The sequence below is a fragment of the Hyphomonas pacifica genome (assembly GCF_000682675.1).
GTDB classification, from domain to species: Bacteria; Pseudomonadota; Alphaproteobacteria; order Caulobacterales; family Hyphomonadaceae; genus Hyphomonas; species Hyphomonas pacifica.
In genome coordinates this window covers 1-23699 of record NZ_AWFA01000036.1, presented here as the reverse complement: position 1 = coordinate 23699, position 23699 = coordinate 1, and the positions used below count along the sequence as shown (strand labels likewise).

Annotated in this window: 22 protein-coding genes; 17 read left to right on the top strand and 5 right to left on the bottom strand. The window is 59.1% G+C overall.

Going from position 1 to position 23699, the window contains the following annotated elements:
* Positions 1 to 707 (top strand): type IV secretory system conjugative DNA transfer family protein (locus tag HY2_RS17620; RefSeq protein WP_034827904.1); only part of this gene is annotated, 707 nt, incomplete at its 5' end.
* Between the two features lie 4 nt (positions 708 to 711).
* On the top strand, positions 712 to 1101 hold the full coding sequence (locus HY2_RS11870; RefSeq protein ID WP_034827895.1) for a hypothetical protein: 390 nt from the start codon (positions 712 to 714) through the stop codon (positions 1099 to 1101).
* 503 nt (positions 1102 to 1604) lie between these two features.
* On the opposite strand, the gene HY2_RS16845 is transcribed toward HY2_RS11870, so the two are convergent.
* Complete coding sequence (locus HY2_RS16845; RefSeq protein WP_158085622.1) at positions 1605 to 2066, bottom strand: MarR family winged helix-turn-helix transcriptional regulator; 462 nt, start codon at positions 2064 to 2066, stop codon at positions 1605 to 1607.
* Positions 2067 to 2142: 76 nt separating this feature from the next.
* On the opposite strand from HY2_RS16845, the gene HY2_RS11860 reads away from it, so the two are divergent.
* From HY2_RS11860 to HY2_RS11840, 5 genes are all read left to right on the top strand, one after another.
* Entirely contained in the window at positions 2143 to 3012 is an 870-nt protein-coding gene (locus tag HY2_RS11860; RefSeq protein WP_034827901.1) for an alpha/beta fold hydrolase, read from the top strand.
* On the top strand, positions 3009 to 3428 hold the full coding sequence (locus tag HY2_RS11855; protein ID WP_034827893.1) for a PaaI family thioesterase: 420 nt from the start codon (positions 3009 to 3011) through the stop codon (positions 3426 to 3428). Before HY2_RS11860 ends, HY2_RS11855 begins: the two co-directional genes overlap by 4 nt.
* Positions 3425 to 4543, top strand: coding sequence for an efflux RND transporter periplasmic adaptor subunit (locus HY2_RS11850; RefSeq protein WP_084397053.1), 1119 nt, complete (start codon positions 3425 to 3427; stop codon positions 4541 to 4543). Before HY2_RS11855 ends, HY2_RS11850 begins: the two co-directional genes overlap by 4 nt.
* Positions 4543 to 7701, top strand: a complete 3159-nt coding sequence (locus HY2_RS11845; RefSeq protein WP_241762408.1) for an efflux RND transporter permease subunit — start codon at positions 4543 to 4545, stop codon at positions 7699 to 7701. Before HY2_RS11850 ends, HY2_RS11845 begins: the two co-directional genes overlap by 1 nt.
* 330 nt (positions 7702 to 8031) lie before the next feature.
* Positions 8032 to 8802, top strand: coding sequence for an NUDIX hydrolase (locus HY2_RS11840; protein WP_206741025.1), 771 nt, complete (start codon positions 8032 to 8034; stop codon positions 8800 to 8802).
* A 33-nt stretch (positions 8803 to 8835) separates the two neighbouring features.
* Here HY2_RS11840 and HY2_RS11835 read toward each other — a convergent pair whose 3' ends face one another.
* The 4 genes from HY2_RS11835 to HY2_RS11820 all read right to left on the bottom strand — a co-directional run bounded on the left by HY2_RS11835 (position 8836) and on the right by HY2_RS11820 (position 12822).
* Positions 8836 to 9906: an acyl-CoA dehydrogenase family protein gene (locus HY2_RS11835; protein ID WP_034827890.1), complete on the bottom strand. Its 1071-nt coding sequence runs from the start codon at positions 9904 to 9906 to the stop codon at positions 8836 to 8838.
* A gap of 18 nt (positions 9907 to 9924) precedes the next feature.
* The gene (locus HY2_RS11830; RefSeq protein WP_034827888.1) at positions 9925 to 11136 is read right to left on the bottom strand and encodes an acyl-CoA dehydrogenase family protein; all 1212 of its coding nucleotides are present in this window, start codon (positions 11134 to 11136) and stop codon (positions 9925 to 9927) included.
* A 67-nt stretch (positions 11137 to 11203) separates the two neighbouring features.
* Positions 11204 to 11530 carry a 2Fe-2S iron-sulfur cluster-binding protein gene (locus HY2_RS11825; protein WP_034827898.1) on the bottom strand — a complete coding sequence of 109 codons (327 nt, stop codon included), beginning with the start codon at positions 11528 to 11530 and terminating at the stop codon, positions 11204 to 11206.
* A gap of 29 nt (positions 11531 to 11559) precedes the next feature.
* Positions 11560 to 12822, bottom strand: coding sequence for a cytochrome P450 (locus tag HY2_RS11820; protein WP_034827886.1), 1263 nt, complete (start codon positions 12820 to 12822; stop codon positions 11560 to 11562).
* A 190-nt stretch (positions 12823 to 13012) separates the two neighbouring features.
* Between HY2_RS11820 and HY2_RS11815 the strand changes: the two genes are divergently transcribed.
* The 10 genes from HY2_RS11815 to HY2_RS11770 all read left to right on the top strand — a co-directional run.
* The gene (locus HY2_RS11815) at positions 13013 to 13753 is read left to right on the top strand and encodes a FadR/GntR family transcriptional regulator (RefSeq protein ID WP_034827884.1); all 741 of its coding nucleotides are present in this window, start codon (positions 13013 to 13015) and stop codon (positions 13751 to 13753) included.
* A gap of 45 nt (positions 13754 to 13798) precedes the next feature.
* Positions 13799 to 14941 (top strand): NAD(P)H-dependent flavin oxidoreductase, encoded by a 1143-nt coding sequence (locus HY2_RS11810; RefSeq protein WP_034827897.1) that lies wholly within the window; start codon positions 13799 to 13801, stop codon positions 14939 to 14941.
* A 24-nt stretch (positions 14942 to 14965) separates the two neighbouring features.
* Positions 14966 to 16156 carry a thiolase C-terminal domain-containing protein gene (locus tag HY2_RS11805; protein ID WP_034827883.1) on the top strand — a complete coding sequence of 397 codons (1191 nt, stop codon included), beginning with the start codon at positions 14966 to 14968 and terminating at the stop codon, positions 16154 to 16156.
* Entirely contained in the window at positions 16153 to 16614 is a 462-nt protein-coding gene (locus HY2_RS11800; protein WP_034827882.1) for a Zn-ribbon domain-containing OB-fold protein, read from the top strand. The genes HY2_RS11805 and HY2_RS11800 overlap by 4 nt, the downstream gene beginning before the upstream one ends.
* A 7-nt stretch (positions 16615 to 16621) precedes the next feature.
* Entirely contained in the window at positions 16622 to 17872 is a 1251-nt protein-coding gene (locus HY2_RS11795) for an acyl-CoA dehydrogenase family protein (RefSeq protein ID WP_034827881.1), read from the top strand.
* Positions 17872 to 18963, top strand: a complete 1092-nt coding sequence (locus tag HY2_RS11790) for an acyl-CoA dehydrogenase family protein (RefSeq protein ID WP_034827880.1) — start codon at positions 17872 to 17874, stop codon at positions 18961 to 18963. The genes HY2_RS11795 and HY2_RS11790 overlap by 1 nt, the downstream gene beginning before the upstream one ends.
* 57 nt (positions 18964 to 19020) lie before the next feature.
* The gene (locus HY2_RS17615) at positions 19021 to 20634 is read left to right on the top strand and encodes an acyl-CoA synthetase (protein WP_034827879.1); all 1614 of its coding nucleotides are present in this window, start codon (positions 19021 to 19023) and stop codon (positions 20632 to 20634) included.
* Positions 20631 to 22268, top strand: coding sequence for a flavin-containing monooxygenase (locus tag HY2_RS11780; RefSeq protein ID WP_034827878.1), 1638 nt, complete (start codon positions 20631 to 20633; stop codon positions 22266 to 22268). Before HY2_RS17615 ends, HY2_RS11780 begins: the two co-directional genes overlap by 4 nt.
* Positions 22265 to 23257: an alpha/beta fold hydrolase gene (locus HY2_RS11775; RefSeq protein ID WP_034827876.1), complete on the top strand. Its 993-nt coding sequence runs from the start codon at positions 22265 to 22267 to the stop codon at positions 23255 to 23257. Before HY2_RS11780 ends, HY2_RS11775 begins: the two co-directional genes overlap by 4 nt.
* On the top strand, positions 23224 to 23699 hold a 476-nt coding region (locus HY2_RS11770; protein ID WP_199285704.1), incomplete at its 3' end, for a hypothetical protein. The genes HY2_RS11775 and HY2_RS11770, both read left to right, overlap by 34 nt.

Below are 23699 nucleotides of genomic sequence, written 5' to 3'. Positions count from 1 at the left end.
GCGCGCTCGCCTTCATGGCGGGCTATGGCATCCGCGCCTATCTCATTGCCCAGTCGCTGAACCAGATCGAGAAGGCCTACGGGCCGAACAATTCGATCCTCGACAATTGCCATGTGCGCATCGCCTTCGCGACCAATGATGAGCGCACCGCACGGCGGGTCTCCGATGCCCTCGGCACGACGACGGAACTCCGCTCACAGAAGAACTATACCGGCCACCGGCTCGCGCCCTGGCTGTCACACATGATGGTCTCGCGCCAGGAAACCCAGCGCGCGCTGGTGACGCCCGGCGAAGTCATGCAGCTCGCATCGACCGACGAGATCGTCATGGCGTCGGGAGCACCGCCTGTTTTGGCGAAAAAGCTGCGCTATTATGAGGACGGAAATTTCACCCGGCGTGTCTTGCCGCCCGCATCCATCGAATGGACCGGCGATGCCCCCGCCGCCGCCTGGACGACACGTATTGCCGCTTCGGTCGTTGACGAAGCAGCAGAACCGTTTCCCGGTGAGACAGACGGCCTCGCGCTGAAACGCACCCGCGAGCCGGAACATGAAATCACGGCTGAGGCTCATCATGCGGAACCTGAGCACGAATTGTCACCGGATCCGCAGGACGGCGCCGATCCGTCCGATGACCGCAACCTCGAAACCGTCCGGCGCGCCGTCGCCGCCGATCGAGGTGATCCTGATTTCCTGCCGGAGTTCTGATCCCATGGGCAAACCACGCGTCAACATACGGATTTCAACAAAGCTCTATGCCCAGCTCTGCGAGGCGGCCGACAGGCCCGGAGCGACCAAGACCGCCATCGTCGAGGATGCGCTCAGGGCCTGGTTCGACCCCGAGGCGCGCTCGGTTTTGGAAGAACGGCTGCTGGCAAGGGTTGATGCCTTTGATCGCAGACAGGCCGAGATCGAACGCGATGTCGCCTACACCTATGAGACGCTCGCCCACTACATCTACTATTGGCTGACCCGCACCGAACCGATCCCGGAAGGCGAACGCGACATCGCCCATGCCCTCGGCCAGAAGCGGTTCGATCATTTCATCGGGCAGGTCGCGCGGAAGATTGGAGGTCGCGATACACGGGATATCGATAGGTAGGCCAGGTTGCCTTCACACCGCCCATGAAAAGTCGAGTCGCCGCCGCGGCGGTAAGGGGGGGAGCAATTGGAAACGAGGGATCGGCATCTGCAGATCCGAAAGCGGTCGACGTCGTGATGAGCGACAACCGAGATGGCCGACGTATTGCCGCATCCAAGAATGTTCCCGAAGGATCATGTCGCTGCCTCAACCAATTGTTCCTGAGAATGTCCGCCCTTGTGGGTCTCAGTTCGGTTGTGCCTCAGTTTGAAATCGAGCAGCCTTCCACCCTTGGGCGTAACGGCGCTTGTTGAGCGAACCAGCCGGTCGTAATGTTCTGGCCATCAGAGCTGGATTGGCCCAAACGCGACATTTGACCAGCAATTGCTCGGGGTTTGACGCCGAAAAACGCCATTCCCCTTCGGACAGAAACTCAGTGGCGGGTCAGGTGCCGCAGTGTTTCGTTTGTGTGCCGATCCGCGACTTTCGCGGGAGTTCCTCATTTCAGTCCGGCCAAAGACGAGTCAGGACTTCAGATTGTCGCTAATTGTCAAAAGCAAAGCCGTTGCTTTGGTCAGATCATTGCGCGCGACCGAGTCGAAGGCTTGCGATGCAACACGCTCGGCCGCTCGCGCAAACTCTTCTGCGCGCTGGATCGCCAAACGGGTCGGAATAATCCGCCAGACACGTCGGTCGCCAGCATCGCGCACACGTGAGACGTAACCTGTGGTTTCGAGATGATCGATCAGCGTGCCGACAGATGGACGCGCAATATCGAGTGCTTCCGCAAGTTGCGTCTGGGTCGGGCTCTGCAGCCTGATCACGTAAACAAGCAGGTGCCACTGTGATCGCGTCAGGCCAATCGCTGCCATTTCCTGATCGTATGCCCGGCGCACTAGGCGGGTGACGTCACCAAGAAGGAAGCTGAAATCTATTCTGGGATCTCCTTGAAGGACGGCAGCGGGCGACCGAGTGGGCGACGTCATACGTTTCTCCATTGACGATATTTATAAGGTAACTTAATAAGAGTATCCTTACAAGTAGCCAAAGCGGATGGGTATTTTGAGCAGTCGTGACGGGTATCTTCATGCACAAGGGTTGAAACTGGCGCTCAGTTCTTTTGGCGATCCAGCCGCCCCGCCGGTGATCTTTGCCCATGGCGGAGGGCAAACCCGCCACGCCTGGAGCGGCGCCGCAAAGACGGTGGCATTTGAAGGCTATCGCTCTATTGCCTTGGATCTTCGCGGACACGGTGAAAGTGATTGGGCTGCAGATGGTGATTACTCTCTGGAAGCTATCGCGCGGGACCTTATTAAGGTTGGTGAACACGTGGCGCGTGGTGGTACGCGACCGCATGTGGTCGGCGCTTCGCTTGGCGGACTAGCAGCCATAGTTGCCGCAGGCATGTTGTCACGCGATGCGTTTGAATCGGTTACGCTGGTCGACATTACGCCGAACATGGACGCCGCGGGTGTCACCAAGGTTGTCGGGTTCATGGGCGCGCATGTTCACGAAGGCTTTGACTCACTGGAACAGGCCGCTGATGTGATTGCCACCTACCTACCACACCGTCCCAGGCCGAAAGACCTTGAAGGGCTACGCAAGAACCTTCGGCAGGGCGAAGATGGGCGTTGGCGATGGCACTGGGACCCTGCTTTTATCACCGGCGTCATGCGCCGCTCCGGAGTTGCTCACACCGGTGATCTGGAGCAAGCGGTTCGGGACATCCGTGTGCCGCTTCATCTCATTCGTGGGCGTATGAGCGAGCTGGTTTCAGAAGACTCCGTCGCGGCGTTTAGATCCCTCGCGCCACAGGCACATTACACTGACGTTGCAGGCGCAAGACATATGGTGGCCGGCGATCGCAACGATGTGTTCATCGAAGCGGTTGTGTCCTTTCTTCGAACGATACGAGAGCAGACCCCTGTATGAGTGATTCCATGCTCAGTCTGGAACAGGTGCAGGCTGCACTCGAAGCGGCACCCTTCCATCGTTGGTTAGGGTTGAAGGCGATCAGCACGGACCCGGAAAAGCTGGTGCTGGAAATGCCATGGCGAGAGGAAGTGGTTTCCAATCCGCGGATACAATCCGCCCATGGCGGTGTCATCGCTGCGCTGATTGATCTTACCGGATTTTACGCCCTGCTCGCCTCGGGTAACATGCCTGCCGCGACGGCGGACTTGCGGGTCGATTATCACAAACCGGCCACGCCAGGAACGCTGAGTGTAACGGGAAGAATTGTCCGTCTTGGGGCAACTCTCTCTGTCGCCGAAGCAACTGTAATGAACGCCGACGGAGCCCTGCTTTCGAGCGGGCGCGGCGCCTACCTGATGCAGGGGCGTTCGTGAGGATTCGCACGACGCTCTCTCTCTGCGTGATTTTGATTCTGGTCTCGGGATGCCGGGACGCAGAGCCTGAAGGGCAAGCCGTCCCTGCGGCGGCCGGCGTTACCGCTGAAGTCGAGACCCGGGTTGTCCAGGTTGAAACGGTATCCGCAGAAACGGTCATGCGGGACGACTATTTGATTGCATCCGGGACCATTGCCGCCAAGCAAACCAGCAATATCGGCGCGTTGGCGGAGGGGGTCGTTGAACAGATTTTCGTCCGGGTGGGTGACAGGGTTCGTAAGGGCGACCCGCTCTTTAGAACCCGGCAGGTCGATTATCAGCGCAGCCTCGTCGAAGCCGAAGCAATGCGGGACGTTGCCCTGGCCGAAGTTAGACGCGCACAGACACTCGTGGACCGCTACACGCCACTGGAAACCAAAGGCGTCGTGTCCCCTGTGGTCTTTGACGATGCCAAAACCGCCCTGGAGGTTGCCGGCGCCAACCTGCGACTCGGGGAGACAAAAGTGGAAACCGCCAAGCAGGCGCTCGGGGATACAACAGTCCGCGCGCCATTCGATGGCGCCATCACAGCTCGCTATATCGATGAGGGCGTGTTCATGGCCAACCGCTTCTCCGGAATGGGCAACTCCGCCGTTGTTCAGGTTCAGGAGTGCGGGATTGCTGCGGCGATCTTGTTTGCGCCTGAGTCCGAGCTCGCGCGTTTGCGGCTCGACTTGAAAGGTCATCTCTACGTCGATGGCCGCAGTGATCCGATAGAATCACAGATCCTCATCTTGAACGACCGAGTTGATCCGACTTCGCGGATGGTAGAATTCCGCATGGCATTTGCGAACCCCGATTGCGCTGTCAAAGCCGGGCAGTCGGTCCGCGCCGAGGTCGAAGTTGATCCCCGGTCTGCCACCGTCCTGCCGCGTAGAGCAATTCAAGGTACGGGCGAAGATCGATACGTCTACCTTGTCACAAACGCGCAAGCTAAGCGTCGTCCCGTAAAAATCACAGACATCGATGCTGATCGTGTAGAGATTCTTGACGGGTTGACGATCGGAGAAACAGTCGTGCTGACAGCCTCGGAGCCGCTGTATGACGGCGTCAGGATTGAGCTCACACCCTCATGATGTGGCTCGTCGATATTTCGATCCGCCGCGCTGTATTTGCCGTGATGCTCATCGCATCCTTGGTCGGCCTCGGCCTTATGTCGATGGGACGATTGGGCGTTGACTTGTTTCCCGATGTTGAATTTCCGTATGTCAATGTGACGGCGACGCTGGACGGGGCCTCTGCGGAAACCATGGAGTCGGAAGTCACCGACATCCTGGAAGAGTACATCAACACGATCGACGGAATTGAAACGCTGCAATCCTTTTCCAGTGAAGGGCGCGCACAAATTCTGATCGAGTTCAATCTGAGCTCCAATGCCCGCGAGAAGGTCCAGGATGTTCGGGACAAAGTGCAGGTCGCCCTGGCAGAATTGCCTGCGGATATGGATCCACCCATCGTGGACAAGGTCGATCCGGACGCGGCGCCGATCATCTCCGTCATGATCGCCGGCGATCTGCCAATCGCCGAGTTGACTGCGTTCGCCGACGATGTGGCCAAGGAACGTCTTCAACGCCTCGACGGTGTGGGCGCCGTGAAATTGGTCGGGGGTCGTGAGCGCGCGGTGCGCATCTGGCTCGACAATGAGCGACTGAGGGCGTTTGGCGTCACGGCGGATGATGTACGGCGTGCGATCCAGAGTGAGCATGCAAAGCTTCCCGGCGGGCGGATGGAAACTGATGCCCGCACGCGGGAGTTTGGTGTCAAAACTGTCGCTGAAGTTACCCTTGCGAATGGCTTTGCAGACTTGCCAGTCGCCTATCGGGAAAATGGCGTCACAATCCGAATTTCTGATGTTGCCCGCGTGGAGGACGGCCTGGAGGATGAGCGCTCAGCGGCATTCCTGAATGGCAGACGAGGTATCTCGCTCGATATCAGGAAACAATCAGGTCAGAATACTGTCGAGGTCTCGCACAAGGTCAAGGCCGCCGCAGAAGACTTGCGCGCGCTTGCGCCCGCCGGAGTGACGATTGTCGCGACAAGAGATGTGTCGAAATTTATCGAGAGCTCAATCGAGGACGTCACCCATGACGTCGTGATTGCCATCGGGCTTGTCGTTGCCGTGACCTTTGTTTTCCTCCTGAATTTCAGAGCGACGATCATCGTGGCCCTGGCGATCCCGACATCCCTTGTGGCCACTTTTTTTGGCTTTTATCTTCTGGGGTTTTCGATCAACGTCCTGACGCTGCTTGCACTCACCGTTGCCATCGGACTGCTCGTAGACGACGCCATCGTCGTTATTGAAGCGATCATGAAAGAGCTGGAAGAGGGGAAGCCACCGCTTGAGGCCGCGCTGGACGGTACACGTAAAGTGGGACTTGCCGTGGTTGCAGGCACAGCAGCCACACTTGCCGTTTTTGTTCCGATTGCCTTCATGGATGGCATCGTCGGACGCTTCTTTTTCCAATACGGTCTGACGATCGTGTTTTCGGTGTCGGTCTCTTTGCTCGTTGCTTTGACACTCACGCCAATGCTTGCATCGCGCATCCTCACATCCAGTGGCGTTTCACCCGTCTTTCGGCCGCTCGAAGCCTTCTGGGACTCAACTGACCGGGCCTATGCAGGTCTCGTAAAGCTGGCCGTTCGATTTCGCATAGTTGTGATTCTTATTGCGTGTGCCTCGGTTTTTGCCGGTGCGTGGTATGCAGCTCGCGTTCCTTCCGGTTTTACCTCGCGCGCCGACAGGAGCGAGTTTCAGGGTTCGATCGAGCTGCCGCTGGGCACTGGCGTTGTTTCTGCGCTCGACGCCGCGCAAAAGATTGATGCTGAACTCCGCAAGATCGAGCACGTTGAAGAAGTGTTCGTCTCGATCGGGGCAGGCGCGCAAGCGGACGCCCGTGTCATCGATCTATACGCTTCCTTGACACCGAAACAGGAGCGCCAAACGGGTCAGTTTGAAATCATGGACCAAGCGCGGAAAGCCATCCGCATTGCATCCCCTGAGGCGGTTAAGATATCCGTCCTTGAAGTTCCGTGGGTCAGCGGGACGACCTCCGGTAGCTCGGACATCGACTTGTTGTTAAAGGGATCTGACCTCAACTCCCTTGCGCAATATGGCGATCATCTCGTGCGTGAGATGCGTGCCCGACCTGATTTTGCTGATGTCAGAACCAGCTTCGAGAGCGGTCGACCGGAAGCACAGATTCTGTTTGACCGAACGCGGGCCGGGGACCAGGGCGTTTCCGCTCGTGCCTTGGCGGATACAGCCCGGATTGCCCTGGGCGGACTCGATGCAGGAACCTTTGAAGAGGGCGGAAAGCGATATGATGTGCGCCTGCGTCTGGAGGAAGACCAGAGGGAAAGCGTGCGGGATTTTGATCGCATTCAAGTGCGCGGTGCAGACGGGCGACTGGTAGATATTGGAGCGGTTTCACGTGTTGAGTTCGCTTCCGGCCCGTCGCAAATTGATCGATCAGACCGCGCCCGGAAGATCTCGGTGCTTGCCAGTTCTGCAACCGGTGTTTCCCTGGGTGAGGCGACAACCACATTGATCAAGGTGCTTGAAGTCAACCCACCGCCGGCTGGCATCACTTACTCGGTCGGCGGCATGTCGGAACGCATGCAGGAGACCGCCGGCGCGATCGGCTTCGCGTTACTGCTCGCCTTGCTGGCGCTCTACATGGTGCTTGCGAGCCAATTTAATTCCTTCGTACAGCCGCTTCTGATCATGGTAACGGCGCCGCTCAGCTTCTCTGGAGCATTCGCCGGGCTATATTACTTTGGACTAGAATCCTCCCTCTTCGCACAGATTGGCCTGATCGGACTGATGGGGATCGTGATGAAGAATGGCATCTTGCTCGTCGACCGCGCAAACCAGTTGATCGCGGAAGGAATGACAGAAAGAAACGCGATCCTTCAAGCTTGTCCTGAACGACTTCGCCCCGTTCTCATGACTGCCTTTTCCGCAATCTTTGGCATGGTGCCAGTCGCATTGGCGACCTCGGATGGAGCTGAGTGGCGCAACGCGCTCGGCGCGCTTCTCATTGGAGGGTTGACCTCTTCAACGATCCTGACGCTTGTCGTCATTCCAGCGGTCTTCATGATCCCTAGTGATGTTGCCAACGTCGTCAGAAAGCTAACGCGGCTGTTCCTATGGCCGCTCACGCGGTTAAGACGCGGCGAGGATGCTGCACGATCGGCCGCCCTTACCGGCGGGGCAACAGAAGACGTCATTTGATGGCGAATTATTGGTGCCGGTCACTGTGGGTGGGATTTTATTTGGTCAATCTTGGCGGATTGCGCTGAACAAATCAAAGTTCGCAAATTCAGTGAGAAGGCCGAATAACAAACTGTGAGATACCAGTGCTGCGTTGCGTCTGCATTCGGACGGCTGAGGCGATGTTTTGCGGTTTAGAACTTTTTCACCTGAATCGACGAGTTCATTTCGTCCGATGGCAGTGTCAGGGCAAACGGCCTTGAGAATGCAAATCCAGCGGCGTAGCCTCTGCAAATGGCCCTGTGCTACAACAAATCGTTTGGGTCCGAACCTAGACTACTGGAGAAACTGATGACCATGCAGAAGCCCGTCGATCCCGTCCCCGCGGCGACCATGCTCCTACTTCGCGACGCGCCGGAGTTTCAGGTCCTGATGGTCAAACGCCATCACCAGATCGATTTTGCCTCCGGCGCGCTGGTATTTCCCGGAGGAAAGCCTTCGGCCGGTGATGAAGCTCTCGAATGGGCTAATCATTGCGAGGGCTGGAGCACTTTCGACGATACGCAGCGCACTTTGCGGATTGCCGCGATCCGCGAAGCGTACGAGGAAGCCGGCATCCTGCTAGGCGATTATCGTGACGGCGGCGCGTTCGAGGATACATGTGATCTTGAAAGCCGCAAAGCGGTGGAGCGAGGGGAGCGCGAATTTCTTGACGTCGTTCGCGAGGCCGGTGTGCACCTACGCCTCGATCGGTTAAGCAATTTCGCGAGGTGGATAACGCCCACCTTCATGCACAAGCGCTTCGACACACATTTCTTCGTTGTTCGCGCGCCCGAACGCCAGATTGCCGCATGCGATGGATACGAAACCGTCGATGCGGAATGGCTTTCGCCGCACAAGGCGTTGGAAATGGAAGCCAGCGGCGAGCGAACCATTATATTTCCTACACGCTTGAACCTGCAACTGCTGGCCAAATCTGCGAGCGCAGCGGATTGCGTGGCGCAGGCTGAAACCCGCGATATCGTAACGGTTCTGCCTGAAATCATTCAGCGAGACGGGAAGAATGTCCTCACTATTCCCGAAGACGCGGGTTACGGCCCGGCCTACGAAATTGTGGGCTGACGGCAAGCTGCGAGTGGCGAGAAACCTTCGTCGTCAGTAACCGGACAATCGTGCAAAACGGTCCCTGAGGTAGCTTGACGACCCCCAACTCGCCTCGAGCACGCGAGCACGCTTGAGGTAGAAGCCGACATTGAATTCGTCGGTCATCCCGATGCCGCCATGCAGCTGGATACCCTGATTGCTGATCGCGTGCAGTACGCGATTTGCCTCGGCCTTGGCGATGGTCGCTGCACGCGCGACTCCGAAACCGCTGTCGACTGCCTGTAAACCCGCCTCGACCGCGGAGCGCATCTGCGTGAGGTCGGCGAACAGATCCGCCATGCGATGTTGCAGCGCCTGGAAAGTAGCAAGCACCTGATTGAACTGCACACGCTGCTTCAGATAGTCGAGGGTCGTGTCGAACACAGCTTGCGCCATGCCGAGCATTTCGGCAGCGGAAAGCACGCGCGCCCGGTCGAGCACGTCGCCAAGCAGACTGTCGCCTCCGCCCTCGAGCTTCTCGGCGGCAGCGCCAGCGAATTGGATATCGGCGTGGCTGCGCTGATCGGTGAGCTTGCGCGTGGTCAGTGAAACGCCATCGCCCTTTTCGACCAGGTATAGGCCGTCCTTGGCTGCGACCACGAAGAGGCTGGCGCCATGCGCCTCGTGCACGAATGCCTTTTTGCCGGTCAGCTTGCCGCCCGAAACGCTGGTCTCGATTGCGGAGGGATCGCAATGCGCTCCTTCATCGACAGCCAGCGTTGCCACGGTTTCGCCGCTGGCGAGCCTGGGAAGCCATTTGGCCTTCTGCGCGTCGCTTCCGCCGAGCAGGATTGCGCTCGCCGCGATGGTTGTGGCCACCAGCGGACTTGCGGTCAGCGTTTTGCCGAGTTCCTCGATCACGAGGCCGGCCGACAAGAAACCGAAATCTGATCCACCATGGGCCTCGGGAATGATGATCCCGACCCAGCCCATTTCGGCCATCGCGGCATAGGCGTCAGCGTTGTAGGCCTGCGGTTGGCCTGCTGCGCGGACTTTGCGGAACTCGGATACCGGGCTTTCCTTGGTCGCCCAGTCGCGCGCCATGTTGCGCAGCATTTCCTGTTCTTCGCTGAGAACTGCCATTGTCCTTGCTACCCTCGCTTACTGGTGGTCGAGCATGCCAAGCACCCGCTTGGCAATGATGTTGTTCTGGACTTCGGTCGAACCGCCATAGATCGTCGCTGCCTTGCCGAAGAGCCAGCCGCGCACATCCTCAAGTTCGTCATTGCCAAACTCGTCGCCTTCCCAGCCGAGGCCCTGAAAGCCGCGGATTTCGATCAGCAACTCGCTGCGGTCCTGGGCCAACTTGGTGCCGACCTTTTTCAGAACCGAACTGATCTCTGAAACGCCGCCTTGCGCTTTGCTTTCCTCGACCGCACGACGCGCGGTGAGCAGGAAGCTGTTCCAGCGGATTTCAAGATCGGCGATCTTGTCGCGCAGGACCTTGTTGACGAGCGCGCCATCACCGCCGGTTTCGCAGTATTTCTTGGCGATATCGCCAAGGCTCTGGCCCATCATGCCGGCGAGGCGCCCTCCGCCCGAAATGTTCGTGCGCTCGTGCTGAAGCAGGCGCTTGCCGATAGTCCAGCCCTGGCCTTCCTTGCCCACGAGATTTTCCTTCGGCACCTTCACATCGGTGAAGAAGGTCTCGCAGAACGGGCTGGTTCCGCTGATCATTGTGATCGGGCGGACTTCAACGCCGGGTGCGTCCATGTCGATCAGCATGAAGCTGATACCTTTGTGTTTGTCTGACCGGTCGGTGCGGACGATGGCAAAGCACTTGTCAGCCCACTGGCCACCGCTGGTCCAGGTCTTCTGGCCGTTAATGAGGTAGTGATCGCCCTTGTCGACCGCGAAGGTCTGCAGGTTTGCGAGGTCTGATCCGGCATTCGGCTCCGAGTAGCCCTGGCACCAGCGAATTTCGCCACGGCAGATTGGCGGGATATGCTCCAGCTTCTGCCTTTCGTCGCCGTATTCGAGCAAGGTCGGGCCGAACATCATCACACCCATTCCGCCGATCGGATTGTAGGCGCCGACCTTGGCGAACTCATGCTCGATGATCCTGGCCTGGCCTTTGGTCAGTCCGCCCCCGCCATATTCCTTGGGCCAGGTTGGCGTGCCCCAACCACGCCCGCCCACGGCTTCTCGCCATTTCTTCTGGACAGGGTTCTCGTCGGTCGGACCGTCGAGCCCGGCCATCATATTGCCCGTGCCCTTGAGTTCGTCAGGGAAATTGGTGGCGAGGAATTGCCGCACTTCGGTGCGAAACGCGTCTTCGCTCGTCTGGACATCGGATTCTAGTTGTGTTGGCACGGAAACCTCCGTTCAAAAATCAAATTCGTGGCACCCCACTCGGACGACAAGGCCGCGCTCTGGCTGGTCAGTACTGCTGCGCAGGAACGTGCAAAACCAAACCTTCCATCGCAGCTTCCATGGGTATCTGGCAGGCGAGGCGACTGTATTCGCTGGCCCCTTCTGCAAATTGCAGGAGTTCGGCCTCCGCTTCGCCTTCCTTCAGACGACCCACCTTGTCGATCCAGGTCGGGTCGACATGGACATGACAGGTCGCACAGGCGCAGGCCCCGCCGCAATCGCCGTCGATGCCCGGCACGCCGTTGAAAAGCGCCGCTTCGCGCGCTGTTTCGCCCTCAGCAATTTCGACTTCCCGCCGCGTTCCATCGCTGGATACGAACGTCACTTTGACCATCATAAACTCCGTATTTCTGCTTTGGTAAATCAGCGGGCGTGCAGCCGCACCGGCAGCTTGGTGATCCCACGCACAAGGGTTGAATACAGGCGCTCGGGTTGGCCGGTCACTTCGACCTTGGCGAAGCGCTTGTGAATCTCTTCCCAGATGATCCGCAACTGCAGTTCTGCCAGCCTGTTGCCCATGCAGCGATGGATGCCATAGCCGAATGACAGGTGATGGCGCGGATTCTTGCGGTCAATGATGAACCGGTCGGCCTGGTCGATAACCGTGTCGTCGCGGTTGCCCGACAGGTACCACATCACGACCTTGTCGCCCTTCTTGATCTGTTTGCCGCCGATCTCCCATTCCTGAAGCGCGGTGCGGCGCATGTGAGTCAGCGGCGTCTGCCAGCGGATGATTTCCGGCACCATGCTGGTGATCAACGATGGGTCGTCATTCAGTTTGCGATATTCGTCGGGGTTCTGATTGAGGGCGAGCACACCGCCGCTGATTGAATTGCGCGTGGTGTCGTTGCCGCCCACGATCAGCAGCAGGAGGTTACCCAGAAATTCGAGGAAAGGCATATCCTTTGTCGCCGGGGCATGCGCCATCATGGAAATCAGGTCGTTCCTCGGCGGCTCATTGACGCGCTGATCCCACAGGCCCTTGAAATACATCGCGCACTCGATGAGCTCTTCGCGCCTCGCTTCGTACGATGCGACGATGCCGGTTTCAGGAGCAGCGGTTGTGACATCAGACCAGCGGGTGAGCTTGCGGCGTTCTTCCCACGGAAAATCGAACAGGGTGGCAAGGGTCATCGTGGTCAATTCGATCGAGACCTTGTCAACCCAATCAAATTCCTCGCCGATCGGTAGATCATCGAGAATCTGACACGCTCGTTCGCGGATTGTCGGTTCGAGCAACAGCAAGTTGGACGGTGCCACAGCGGGGGTGACGGCCTTGCGTTGCTGGTCGTGCTTTGGAGGATCCATGGCGATGAACATTTCAAGTTCGAGCGCACCTTCCACACTATGCATGTCCTGGATGGCGATACCGCCGAGCTTTGCCTCCGATGAAAAGACTTTGTGGTTGGTATCGACGGCCATGATGTCGTCGAATTTGGTGATCGACCAGAAGGGTCCGACATGGCTTTCACGGCAGTAATGGACTGGCTCCTCCTTGCGCAGCCGGTCGAAGAACAGGCCGATCGTGTCCTGCTGAAAAAGGCTCGGCCGAGAGACATCGATTTCGTCGATCGGCATGGCCGCGATTTTTTCGGCAGTATCCAGCTCCATCGTGTCGATGCTCATGTCTTGTCCTCCATACCCAGCAAGCAGACTCACCTCGTTTGCGGATAGTTAGGGAATTTGCAGGCCGTGGTCAATAAAGCTTATAAGGATTATTGCAAGATTCGGTCAAACTGTGAACTGTTTAGGAAAACTCTAGACATATCCGCCGATAAACCCTTATAAGGATTTATCAGAGGAGCGATTCCCGGAGATGCAACCGAAGGTCGATGATTCCAGGAAAGCCAAGCGCGCGCTCACGCTTGCGCATGACATCGTACGCGATATCGAAGCCGGGGCGCATGTTGCGGGCGACAGGTTGGCGCGCGAGGACGAAATGCTTGCGCGATACGATGTCGCTCGAGCGACTTTGCGCGAAGCGCTCCGCTTCCTTGAGCTTCAGGGCGTAATCCATCTTCAACTGGGCCGTAGTGGCGGCCCGGTGGTCGCCCGCCCGCAGACCGGTGATTTTGCGAATAATCTTTCTCTCATCCTGCAATTCATGGAAGCAGACCTCAGGGGCCTGCTCGAACTGCGCGAAGCCATAGCTCCGAATGTTGCAGCCTATGCCGCCCAGCGCGCGACCACGGGTGATCTGAGCGCACTTGCCGATTGCCTCAAAGAGCTGGAGCGCAACGAAGCCAGCAGCCAGTTCGAGGAACTGAATCGCCGTTTTCACGATATGCTCGGCTGGGCCAGCGGCAATCCGCTTTTCGGCCTTCTGACTTCCGCGTTGCACATGCTTACCCGCGAATTTTCGCTCTCGCTGGGGTATTCGGCGCAAGAGCGTGCGGTCCAGTTGCGCTTCTTGCGCCGCGTCCTTGAAGCTGTGCGCAAGGGCGATGCCGAAGGAGCGCGGCAGTCGATGGCTCGTCTCGTGGCGGGCTCCGCCTCCTATCTCGCAGAAAGACGCCCTGAGCTTGTGTCCCAGAAGGTCAAGTGGGGGCAGACGTAAAATAACAGGCGCCCGTGGATGGCGCAATTTGGAGAAGGTAACACGATGGCACTCAAGAGCCACATTTGCGAAATTCTCGGGATCGAGTACCCGATCCTTCTGGCCGGGATGGGCGGGGCCAGTATCCCCGCGCTCGCGGCTGCAGTATCTAATGCGGGGGGGCTTGGCGTTCTTGGCGCTGCGGCCTGCTCGCCGGACCAGTTGCGTAGCTGGATCCGCCAGACCCGCGAGCTGACCGACAAACCGTTTGGGGTCGATACCCTTCTGCCTGCCTCCGTCAGGCGCGGTTCGGCCCCGCAAAGCGGCGCCGTGCCCGAAAACCCGATGGCATTGCTTGGCGAATACCAGCAGTTCACCCGCGATTTCATGGAACGCGAGGATCTGCCCGAAGTGGATGCCGCAATGGCCATGCGCGCGGCTGGCGCGCCGGAAATGGGCAAGGGCGGGCCGCAGCTGTTCTCGCGGGAGTTTTTCGAGGCGCAGATGGAAGTTGTAATCGAGGAAAAGGTGCCAGTCTATGCCGCCGGCCTCGGCAATCCCGGACCGTGGATGGACCGCCTTCATTCGAATGGCACCAAGGTCATGGCGGTGATCGGCAAGGTCAAACATGCCCAACAGGTGGTCGATTCCGGTATCGACATGATTGTTGCGCAAGGTCACGATGGCGGCGGACACAACTCCCCGATCGGAACCTTCTCGCTGATTCCGCAAGTGGTCGATGCGGTGGGGGACCGGGTTCCGGTGATCGGAGCGGGTGGAATTTCCGATGGCCGCGGAGTCGCTGCGGCGATGATACTGGGCGCTGTGGGCGCGTGGGTCGGCACGGCGTTCCTGGCAACCGAAGAAGCCGGCATCGAACGGTTCCAGAAGGAAGCAATCACCGAAAGCGGCGATGCAGATACCATCGTCAGCCGCTCGATGACCGGCAAGCCCGCGCGCATGATCCGCAACAAATGGGCCGATGCCTGGGTTGCGGCGGGCAAGGAACCGCTTCCCATGCCTTACCAGTCGATGATTTCAGGGCCGGTCATGGCTTCGGGCATCAAGGCTCAGCGCAAGGATATCATGCCCGGCTTCGCGGGGCAGGGAATCGGTCTGATCCATTCGATCCGTCCAGCGGCAGAGGTCATGCGCGATCTTGTCGACGGGGCCGAAAGGGCGCTGGCTGATGCCAGATTCTATTCCTGAATTCCGGCAAGACGGGGACGCGGTATGAGCGCTTCACAGACCTTATCCTTTGCCGACAAGGCCGCCATAACGGGTGTGGGCGAAACCGTATTCGTGAAGGGCACCGAACGGACTGCAGTGGACATGATGCTGGAAGCCTCGCGCCGCGCCATCGCGGATGCCGGCCTGAAACCTTCCGATATCGACGGCATGGTGCCGCCGCCGATTTATACGACCTCGGAGGAAATGGCCGCCAATCTCGGCATTGATGTGCTGCGTTATGCGGCCACCGTTCACATGGGTGGCGCCAGCCCGACGACGGCGCTGCAGAACGCTGCGATGGCGATTGCCAGCGGGCTTTGCGATCACGTGTTGGTCACGCTCGGTTGGAACGGCTATTCCGCCCTCAGGTCCAAGCCGGGTGCCCCGCCCACTCGGGCGATGAACATGAACACGCTGACCAATACCATCCAGGGCTATTACATCCCCTATGGTGTGTTCCTGCCGGTGCAGATGTATGCTTGGCTGGCGACCCGCCACTCGAAACTTTACGGCGTGGGTGCGGATGCGATGGCGGCCGTCGCGCTGGCCTGCCGTCGTCACGCGCAGTTGAATCCGCGCGCCTTTACCTATGGGCGCGCACTCGACGCGGAAACCTATCATTCAGCGCGCTGGATATCCGAGCCCTTCCGCCTTTACGATTGCTGCCTTGAAACCGATGGGGCCTGCGCGGTTGTCATATCGCGAATGGATCGGGCCAGGGATATGCCCCATGTGCCCGTCAGCATCGCCGGTGCCGCGGAAGGCCACCCCTATCCCGCCGACGACATCCCGTCGCGGCCCGATCCCTTCAAGATCGGCCTTAGCTATGCCGCCCCGCGCGCTTTCGATATGGCTGGCGTCAAGCGCGAGGACATGGATTTCCTGCAGATCTACGATTGCTTTACCTATGTCGTCTTGCTGCAACTGGAAGCGATGGGGTATTGCGAACCAGGCGGACAGGCCGAATTCGTCGCCAACGGCCAGATTGAGCTGGGTGGCCGCTTTCCGATCAACACCCATGGCGGCTTGCTCAGTGAGGCGCATGTCTGGGGCCTCAACCACGTGGTCGAGGCAGTGCGTCAGCTTCGTCACGACTGCGGCGAGCGCCAGGTGCCGGGAGCCCAGACCGGCCTCGTGACCGGTTGGGGCGACCTAGGCGACGGCAGCATCGCCATTCTCAGGAGGTTTGCATGAGCAGCGAAAGCGATCTGCCCCCCAAAATGCGGCCCTCCGCGCAGATTGTGCCACCCAAGCCGCGACCGCGCCCACAAGACCCGGTTGAGCAGGAATTCTGGAAGAGGTGCCAGGACGGCCATCTCTATTTCCAGCGCTGCGGCGATTGCGGCAGCTTCCGCCACTTGCCGCGCTATATGTGCGCAAAGTGCGGCTCGCCGGAATTTTCCTGGGAACGCAGCAGCGGCAGGGGCACGTTGTTTTCCTGGACCGTAACCCACCAGGCCCTCCACCCGGCTTTTGCCGCCGACATCCCCTTCGTGGCTGCGGTGGTTGAATTGGAAGAGGGGGTGCGCATGGCCACGCGGCTGGTTGGTTGCGATCACGAGCGTCTTGCGCTCGACCTTCCGGTGGTCGTGGAGTTCGAACTGATCGGTGAGGACTTCCGCCTTCCTGTTTTCCGCCTGAGTGAAAGTTAGAAGCGCCATGGATCTCGAATATGGACCCGAATACGATGTCTTCCGCAAGCAGGTGCGGGCCTTTATCGAAGCGCACAGCCATCTTGCTCCGCCTTCTTCTGACCGGGCGGCCCGACCTTCGTCCAAGGCGGTCGAATGGCAGAAGCTGTTGATCGAGCATGGGTATACCGCTCGAACGATCCCGCAGGCGTATGGCGGCTATGGAGCGGAGCCGGACATTCTCCAATCGCGCATCATCGCAGAGGAATTTGCGCGGGCCAGGGTGCCGGGCGGACTTTCCAATCAGGGAATCTCGATGTTTGTGCCGACCCTGCTCGAACTCGGCACCGAGGAACAGAAACGGCGCTGGATCGAACCCACGTTGAAAGGCGATGTTGTCTGGTGCCAGGGCTATTCCGAACCCGGTGCCGGGTCGGACCTCGCCAATCTCAAGACCAGCGCGCACATCGAGAACGACGAATTTGTTGTCAATGGCCAGAAGATTTGGACCAGCACCGCCAAGCAGGCCGACATGATCTTCTGCTTGGTCAGGACCGAACCTGACGCGCCCAAGCATGGCGGCATTTCCTACCTGATCTTTTCGATGGACACGCCGGGCATCGAGGTTCGCCCCTTGAAGACGATGACCGGTCATGCCGAATTCAACGAAGTGTTCTTTACCGATGTCCGGGTCCCCATGCATCAGATCGTCGGCCAGCGGGGCCAGGGCTGGTTCGTGGCGAACGCAACTCTTGGCCATGAGCGCGGAATGCTGGGCGATCCCGACGCGCTTGAAAACCGGCTGGAGGCACTGATCGCGCTGATGCAGGAAGAGCGTTTGGGCCAGGGTCGCGCGATCGACAATCCGGTACTGCGCGACCGGCTGGTGGCACTGCAGGCCGAAGTGGCGGCGATGAAATACAATGGGATGCGGATCCTTTCGAACAGCCTCAGGGGTGAGCCGGGCGGCATGGCGAAACTGATCGTCAAGTTGCAAAGCTGCGAACTCGCTCACCAGATATCCGCGCTGGCAATCGACGCCATGGGCGAACTGGGCATTCTCTATCACCACAGCCCGCGTGAGCGGGAAGGGGGGGCGTGGCAATGGAACTATATGTTCCAGCTCGGTCTCATCATCGGCGGCGGCACCGCCCAGATCCAGAAGAACATCATCGCTGAACGTGGCCTCGAAATGCCGCGCGAACCGAAGCTGGCGAAGATTTCGGATGCGGCGAAAGCAACCGCAGACATGCCGCGTCACAAACAGGGATCAGCCTAATGGATTTCGGACTTTCTCAGGACCAGCAGATGCTGCGCGATGCCGTTGCGCGGTGTCTTGCGGATACCTGCCCGCTCGATCATGTCCGCGAATGTACCGAGCGTGACAATCCGCTTAGCGACAAGGTGCTCCGCGCCGTCCAGGACCTGGGAATTCCCGGGATGCTGGTACCGGAAGAGCATGGCGGCCTCGGCATGACCCTTCTCGACGCTGCCATAGTTGCGGAACAGCTCGCCTATGCGGTCGCGCCAGTACCTTTTCTCGCCAGTCATGTTCTGACGCCTATCGCGCTGAGCGAGGCAGGCAGCAAGGAGCAAAAGGCCCACTGGCTGCCAAAGATCGTGAGCGGCGAGGCGCGTATTGGTGTCGCGATTTCCGAGACAATCGAGGTGCGCGACGGCGCGGGGGTTTCCTTTGCTGCCGGGAAGCTCAACGGCACCGCCCTGTTCGCACTCGATTTCGAAGGAGCCGATGCCTTCATCGTCGCCGATTCCGGCGGCAGGCTGCACCTTGTCGGTGCCAAGGCGTCGGGCCTGAAGGCTATCGCGCTGACGACCATCGATCGGACCCGCAGCGTCGGGGAGTTGCGGTTTGACGGGGCCGAAGCGGAACCACTGGCTGATGATGGGGGAGCTGCAGTGGGCCGGCTGCGCGCTGCGGGGCGTGTGATCCTCGCCGCCGACAGTCTTGGCGCAGGTCAGGCCATGATCGAAAAGGCTGTCGATTATGCTGGCCAGCGCGAACAGTTTGGTCGCCTTATCGGCAGTTTCCAGGCCGTAAAGCACATGTGCGCCGAGATGGCCGCGCGGCATGAACCGTGCCGTTCGCTCGTCTGGTACGCCGCCCACGCCTTTGACGCAGTTCCGACAGAGGCATCGCTCGTCGCCTGCCACGCGAAATCACACACCGGCGAAGTCCATCGCTTTGTCGCCCGCACTTCCACCGAAGTGCATGGCGGGATGGGATTCACGGACCTGATCGGTCTCCACTACTGGTTCAAACGCATTGGATTCGACCGGCAGGTGCTTGGCGGACCCGAAACGGTGCGGGCCGAGGCGGCAGCACTGCAAGGCTGGATCAAGGCCGCGTAACACACTCGTTGAGGGGGCGTCCGAGACTGGCTGCCCCGTCCGGCAGGGAGAAGGAAAATGATCGACTGGAACCTCGGTGACATTCTCGACGCTGTCGAGCCCGCCATGCCTCAGGACGCTCCGGCGCTGATACACGGCGACCGGATCGTCACTTGGCCCGAAATGTCCGCGCGTTCGAATAATATCGCGCGCGCATTGCGTCAACGCGGAGCGTGCGATGGTGCCAAGGTGGCCTTCTACATGCGCAACCGACCCGAATATGGCGAGCTGATGGCGGCTTGTTTTAAGGGGCGCTTGACTCATGTGAACATCAATTACCGCTATCGCGCCGAAGAAGTTTTCTACATTTTCCACGATTCTGACAGCGAAGTGATTGTTTACAGTTCGGAGTTTCGCGAATGCATCGTCGAACTCAAGGATAGGCTCGAGAAGGTTCACACTTTCGTCGAAATTGGCGACCCTTCCGAAATCGCGTCTTTTGCGAGTCCCTATGAGACGCTGGCGGAAAAAGGGGACGGATCGGCACTCGGCATCGAACGCTCACCCGACGATTTGCTCTTCATCTATACCGGCGGCACGACCGGGATGCCGAAAGGCGTGATGTGGCGGCACGACGACATGCGCAAGGCCCAGCTGGACGCGCAGAAGTTACTGGGCTCGGTTCCGCAGACGCTGGAAGAAAATGTTGCGCTGATCGAGAAAGAGGGGCCCGGCAGGCGCACTCTCTCCGCCTGCCCGCTCATGCACGGGACGGGCTTCATCACCGCGATAGGTGCGCTCATGTCGGGCGGCGCGATCGTCACGCTGACGGCCCCTTCCTTCGAAGCTTCAGAATTGTGGGAAACGGTCGAAAAGCACCAGGTGGAAAGCATCGCAATTGTGGGCGATGCCTTTGCTAAGCCAATGCTTCGCGCGCTCGAAGAAAACCCGGGCCGCTGGGATACCAGGAGCCTCGTCTCCATAATCTCGTCCGGCGTGATGTGGAGCAAGGAGATTAAGGCCGGTCTATGCAAGCATATTCCCCAAATCGTGCTGATGGATAGTTTCGGCGCCTCCGAAGGGCTCGGCTTCGGCCTCTCCGTCACGACTGCTCAGGGCGGTACGAACACCGCGAAATTCGGGATTGGCGAATTCTGCGATGTCTTCGACGAAAACGATCAGAAAGTCGAACCAGGAAGCGGCGTGCCTGGCTTTATCGCCCGCAAGGGGGCCATCCCCATGGGATATTACAAAGATCCCGAAAAATCCGCCAAGACATTCCGCACAATCGATGGCGTGCGTTATTCGATTCCGGGTGACTGGTGCCGGGTAGAGGCCGATGAAAGCCTTACCCTGCTAGGCCGCGGCAGCGTATGCATCAACACTGCTGGCGAGAAGGTATACCCAGAAGAAGTCGAGGAAGTGCTCAAGACCCATCCCGCCATCGGTGAAGCGCTGGTCGTAGGTGTAACGGATGAAAAATGGGGCCAGGCCGTCACGGCCGTCGTCCACCTCAACCACGGCGTCCCGTTCGACGAGCAAGCTGTCAAGGACCATGTGCGCGATCAACTGGCAGGATACAAAACGCCCAAGGCCATACATCCGACGGAAAAACCCCTGCGTGCATCCAACGGCAAGGCCGACTATGCAACGGCGAAAGCAATCGCCGAACGTTTGACGGTCGCACCGTGAGCCATCGGGAGTCTCCTGATTACGACGTTGTAATCGTCGGTGCCGGCTTCAGCGGGATATACCTGCTCCACAAGTTGCGTGACGCTGGATTCAACGTGTTGCTGGTGGATGCTGCGGCCCAGCCCGGCGGCATCTGGTACTGGAATTGCTATCCAGGCGCACGAGTGGATTCACAGGTTCCGCTTTACGAGTACTCTATACCTGAAGTGTGGAAATCATGGGCCTGGAGCGAGCGATTTCCCGGTTGGGAAGAGCTCAGAGCGTATTTCCGGCATGTTTGCGATACGCTCGACCTTTGGCCCATGATGCGCATGGGGTCTGGGGTCAAAGGCGCGCACTATGAGAAGGAGACGAAGCAATGGCGTCTGCAACTCGACAGCGACAAAACTGTTTCGACACGGTTCCTGTTGCCCGCTCTTGGTTTCGCATCAAAGCCGTATGTCCCCAATTTTCCCGGCCTTGAGGATTTCGAAGGCCAATGGTTTCACACGGCGCGCTGGCCGCAGCAGGGTGTCGATCTCAGCGGACGTAAGGTTGCCTTGATCGGCACCGGTGCAAGTGGTGTGCAGGTCGCGCAAGAAGCTGCCAAATCCGCATCGAAGCTGACCCTCTTTCAAAGAACACCAATCCTGGCGCTGCCTATGCAGCAGAAGAAGCTTTCGGCAGAAGACCAGGAACGGGACAAGAAGGGCTATGCCGCGATCTTCGAAACGCGCAAGCAGACGAGCGGAGGATTCGAATGCCAATCGCTAGACGTATCGGCGCTCGAAGTTGACGAGAAAGCGCGCACCGCGCACTTTGAAGATCTGTGGCAACAGGGCGGCCTCAGGTTCTGGTATCACAACTTCGCTGACTTGCTTACCAACCGCGAAGCCAACCGGCACGCCTACGATTTCTGGCGCGACAAGGTTCGCGCAAGGATCGCCGATCCCAATCTGGCCGAGAAACTCGCCCCATCCGAACCGCCGCATCCATTCGGCACGAAGCGGCCTTCGCTTGAACAGGGATATTACGAAATTTTCGCGCAAGACAATGTCGCGCTGGTCGATCTCAAGGCAACTCCGATCATCCGGATCGGACCGCACGCTATTACGACCAAAGACGGCGAGATGGAATGCGACCTCATCGTTTTCGCCACCGGCTTCGATGCCGGGCGCGGCGGGCTGATCGATATGAACATCAGGGGGACGAACAGCCTATCACTGTCCCATGCGTGGGAAGACAGAGTACGCGCCTATCTGGGAATGGCGGTGTCTGGCTTTCCCAATATGCTGTTCACATACGGGCCACTCAGCCCGTCGGGTTTCTCAAACGGCCCGACCAGCGCAGAGATACAGGGTGACTGGATCTGCGACTTTCTGGTCTGGATGCGGGAAAATGGTGTCGATCTTTTCGAAGCCGATCCGGCAGCTGAAACGGGCTGGACCGAAATGGTTGCCCAAGCAGGCGCGATGACGCTCTTTCCCGAAGCGGATTCTTGGTACATGGGCGCAAACATCCCGGGCAAGACGCGTCAACTGATCAATTTTCCAAGCGTGTCTGGCTATGTCGCACTCTGCGAAGATGTAGCGAACGAGGGGTATCGCGGCTTCGTGATCGACAAACCCACTAGCAAGGAACACTTAACGAAATGAACGTATTGTCCAAGATTGGAGATTTTCCCGACGACATCGACCCTGTCTGGGCCGGCGATGGTTCGCATCTGCCGGAATGGTTTGTGTCGGCCCTCAAGGTGCCGCGCGAAGAAGGTTATGTTGAGATCGACGGTGCCAGGACGCACTACTTCCGCTGGGGCGACCGGAAAAAGCCGAAAGTGCTTATGACACATGGCTTTCTCTCCCACGCCCGTTGCTTTGCCTTCATCGCTCCGTTTCTCGCAGAAGATTACGACGTGGTGGCGTTCGATCTCGCCGGCATGGGCGACACGGAGATGCGCGGGCAAGCCGATCCCGCGGCTAGGGGGCGCGAGTTTGGTGAGATTGCCGAGGCACTCGATCTGTTTACAGATGGCCACAAACCCACCATCATCGCGCACAGTTTCGGCGCGGGCGCAGCGCTGACAGCCGTGACCCTGTCGCCCGATGCTTTCTCCGGCGTCGTGATTTGCGATCTGATGGTCATGCGAGCCGAGCTCCTCGATCAATACTGGAACCATCGCCGCTCAAGCCCGGGATCAGGTGATCCTGACAAGCCCAACCGGCTCTATGCGAGCTATGAAGAGGCGCGCAAAAGATACGTCCTTTCTCCGCCCCAGCCAGTCGGCGAGCCGTTCCTCCTAGATTACATGGCGTATCATTCAATGCGACGCGACGGAGACGGTTGGACATGGAAGTTCTCACCCGAGGTATTCCGACGAAGCAATAAGTCCGACGAATGGCTCACAATCGGCCATCGACTCGTGAATGCGCCGGGCCGCAAGATCATCGTTCATGGCGGAAAGAGTCAGCTCTTCACCAGGGACTCGGCTGACTACATCCGCGAGCTAGGGGGCGGTGACATTCCGATAATCGCCGTACCTGAGGCGCGCCACCATTTGATGCTCGATCAGCCATTAGCTTTTTTAACTGCGCTCAGAAGCATTCTCTCCCTTTGGGAGGCGCAGGCACACCCAAGGTGTGCGTGAAGGACAAGCGCGCCGAGATCCACGGGCGGATCACGGCGTACCAGGCTCAGATCGCGCAGGCGAAGCAAGACCTGGCTCATATAAATGCGTCGATCCGGCTGTTCACCGATATCTGTGTGCGCCATCTTGAGGTCGATGGCGAACTCACAACCCGGGATCTCGCTGAGCGGGTGATGATCGAGCGCCGACTTGACGCGACGGATGCCACGCTGCGCAATTCGGTCGTCTTCAAGGTCGTCCAGGCCCTTCGCCATGCCGCCCGGCGGAAGCATGTCCGGATGGTGGAGAAGCGCAAGGGCATGTGCGTCTGGGCACGAGGCGATGCCGTCACGTTGCGGGTCGTTGCCAGTAGATGTTGGCATCCAATACCGGTTCGATCAGGACTCAAATCGCTTGCACCGGGAGAGCCGTCTGGTCTGCCCCCAGTAAAGTGGTCCAGAGT

Bases quoted from the DNA above. Each gene is read 5' to 3' on its own strand.
- HY2_RS11870 (WP_034827895.1), top strand. From the start codon at position 712: ATGGGCAAACCACGCGTCAACATACGGATTTCAACAAAGCTCTATGCC.
- HY2_RS16845 (WP_158085622.1), bottom strand. From the start codon at position 2,066: ATGACGTCGCCCACTCGGTCGCCCGCTGCCGTCCTTCAAGGAGATCCC.
- HY2_RS11855 (WP_034827893.1), top strand. From the start codon at position 3,009: ATGAGTGATTCCATGCTCAGTCTGGAACAGGTGCAGGCTGCACTCGAA.
- HY2_RS11845 (WP_241762408.1), top strand. From the start codon at position 4,543: ATGTGGCTCGTCGATATTTCGATCCGCCGCGCTGTATTTGCCGTGATG.
- HY2_RS11840 (WP_206741025.1), top strand. From the start codon at position 8,032: ATGACCATGCAGAAGCCCGTCGATCCCGTCCCCGCGGCGACCATGCTC.
- HY2_RS11835 (WP_034827890.1), bottom strand. From the start codon at position 9,906: ATGGCAGTTCTCAGCGAAGAACAGGAAATGCTGCGCAACATGGCGCGC.
- HY2_RS11825 (WP_034827898.1), bottom strand. From the start codon at position 11,530: ATGGTCAAAGTGACGTTCGTATCCAGCGATGGAACGCGGCGGGAAGTC.
- HY2_RS11820 (WP_034827886.1), bottom strand. From the start codon at position 12,822: ATGAGCATCGACACGATGGAGCTGGATACTGCCGAAAAAATCGCGGCC.
- HY2_RS11815 (WP_034827884.1), top strand. From the start codon at position 13,013: ATGCAACCGAAGGTCGATGATTCCAGGAAAGCCAAGCGCGCGCTCACG.
- HY2_RS11810 (WP_034827897.1), top strand. From the start codon at position 13,799: ATGGCACTCAAGAGCCACATTTGCGAAATTCTCGGGATCGAGTACCCG.
- HY2_RS11805 (WP_034827883.1), top strand. From the start codon at position 14,966: ATGAGCGCTTCACAGACCTTATCCTTTGCCGACAAGGCCGCCATAACG.
- HY2_RS11800 (WP_034827882.1), top strand. From the start codon at position 16,153: ATGAGCAGCGAAAGCGATCTGCCCCCCAAAATGCGGCCCTCCGCGCAG.
- HY2_RS11795 (WP_034827881.1), top strand. From the start codon at position 16,622: ATGGATCTCGAATATGGACCCGAATACGATGTCTTCCGCAAGCAGGTG.
- HY2_RS11790 (WP_034827880.1), top strand. From the start codon at position 17,872: ATGGATTTCGGACTTTCTCAGGACCAGCAGATGCTGCGCGATGCCGTT.
- HY2_RS17615 (WP_034827879.1), top strand. From the start codon at position 19,021: ATGATCGACTGGAACCTCGGTGACATTCTCGACGCTGTCGAGCCCGCC.
- HY2_RS11775 (WP_034827876.1), top strand. From the start codon at position 22,265: ATGAACGTATTGTCCAAGATTGGAGATTTTCCCGACGACATCGACCCT.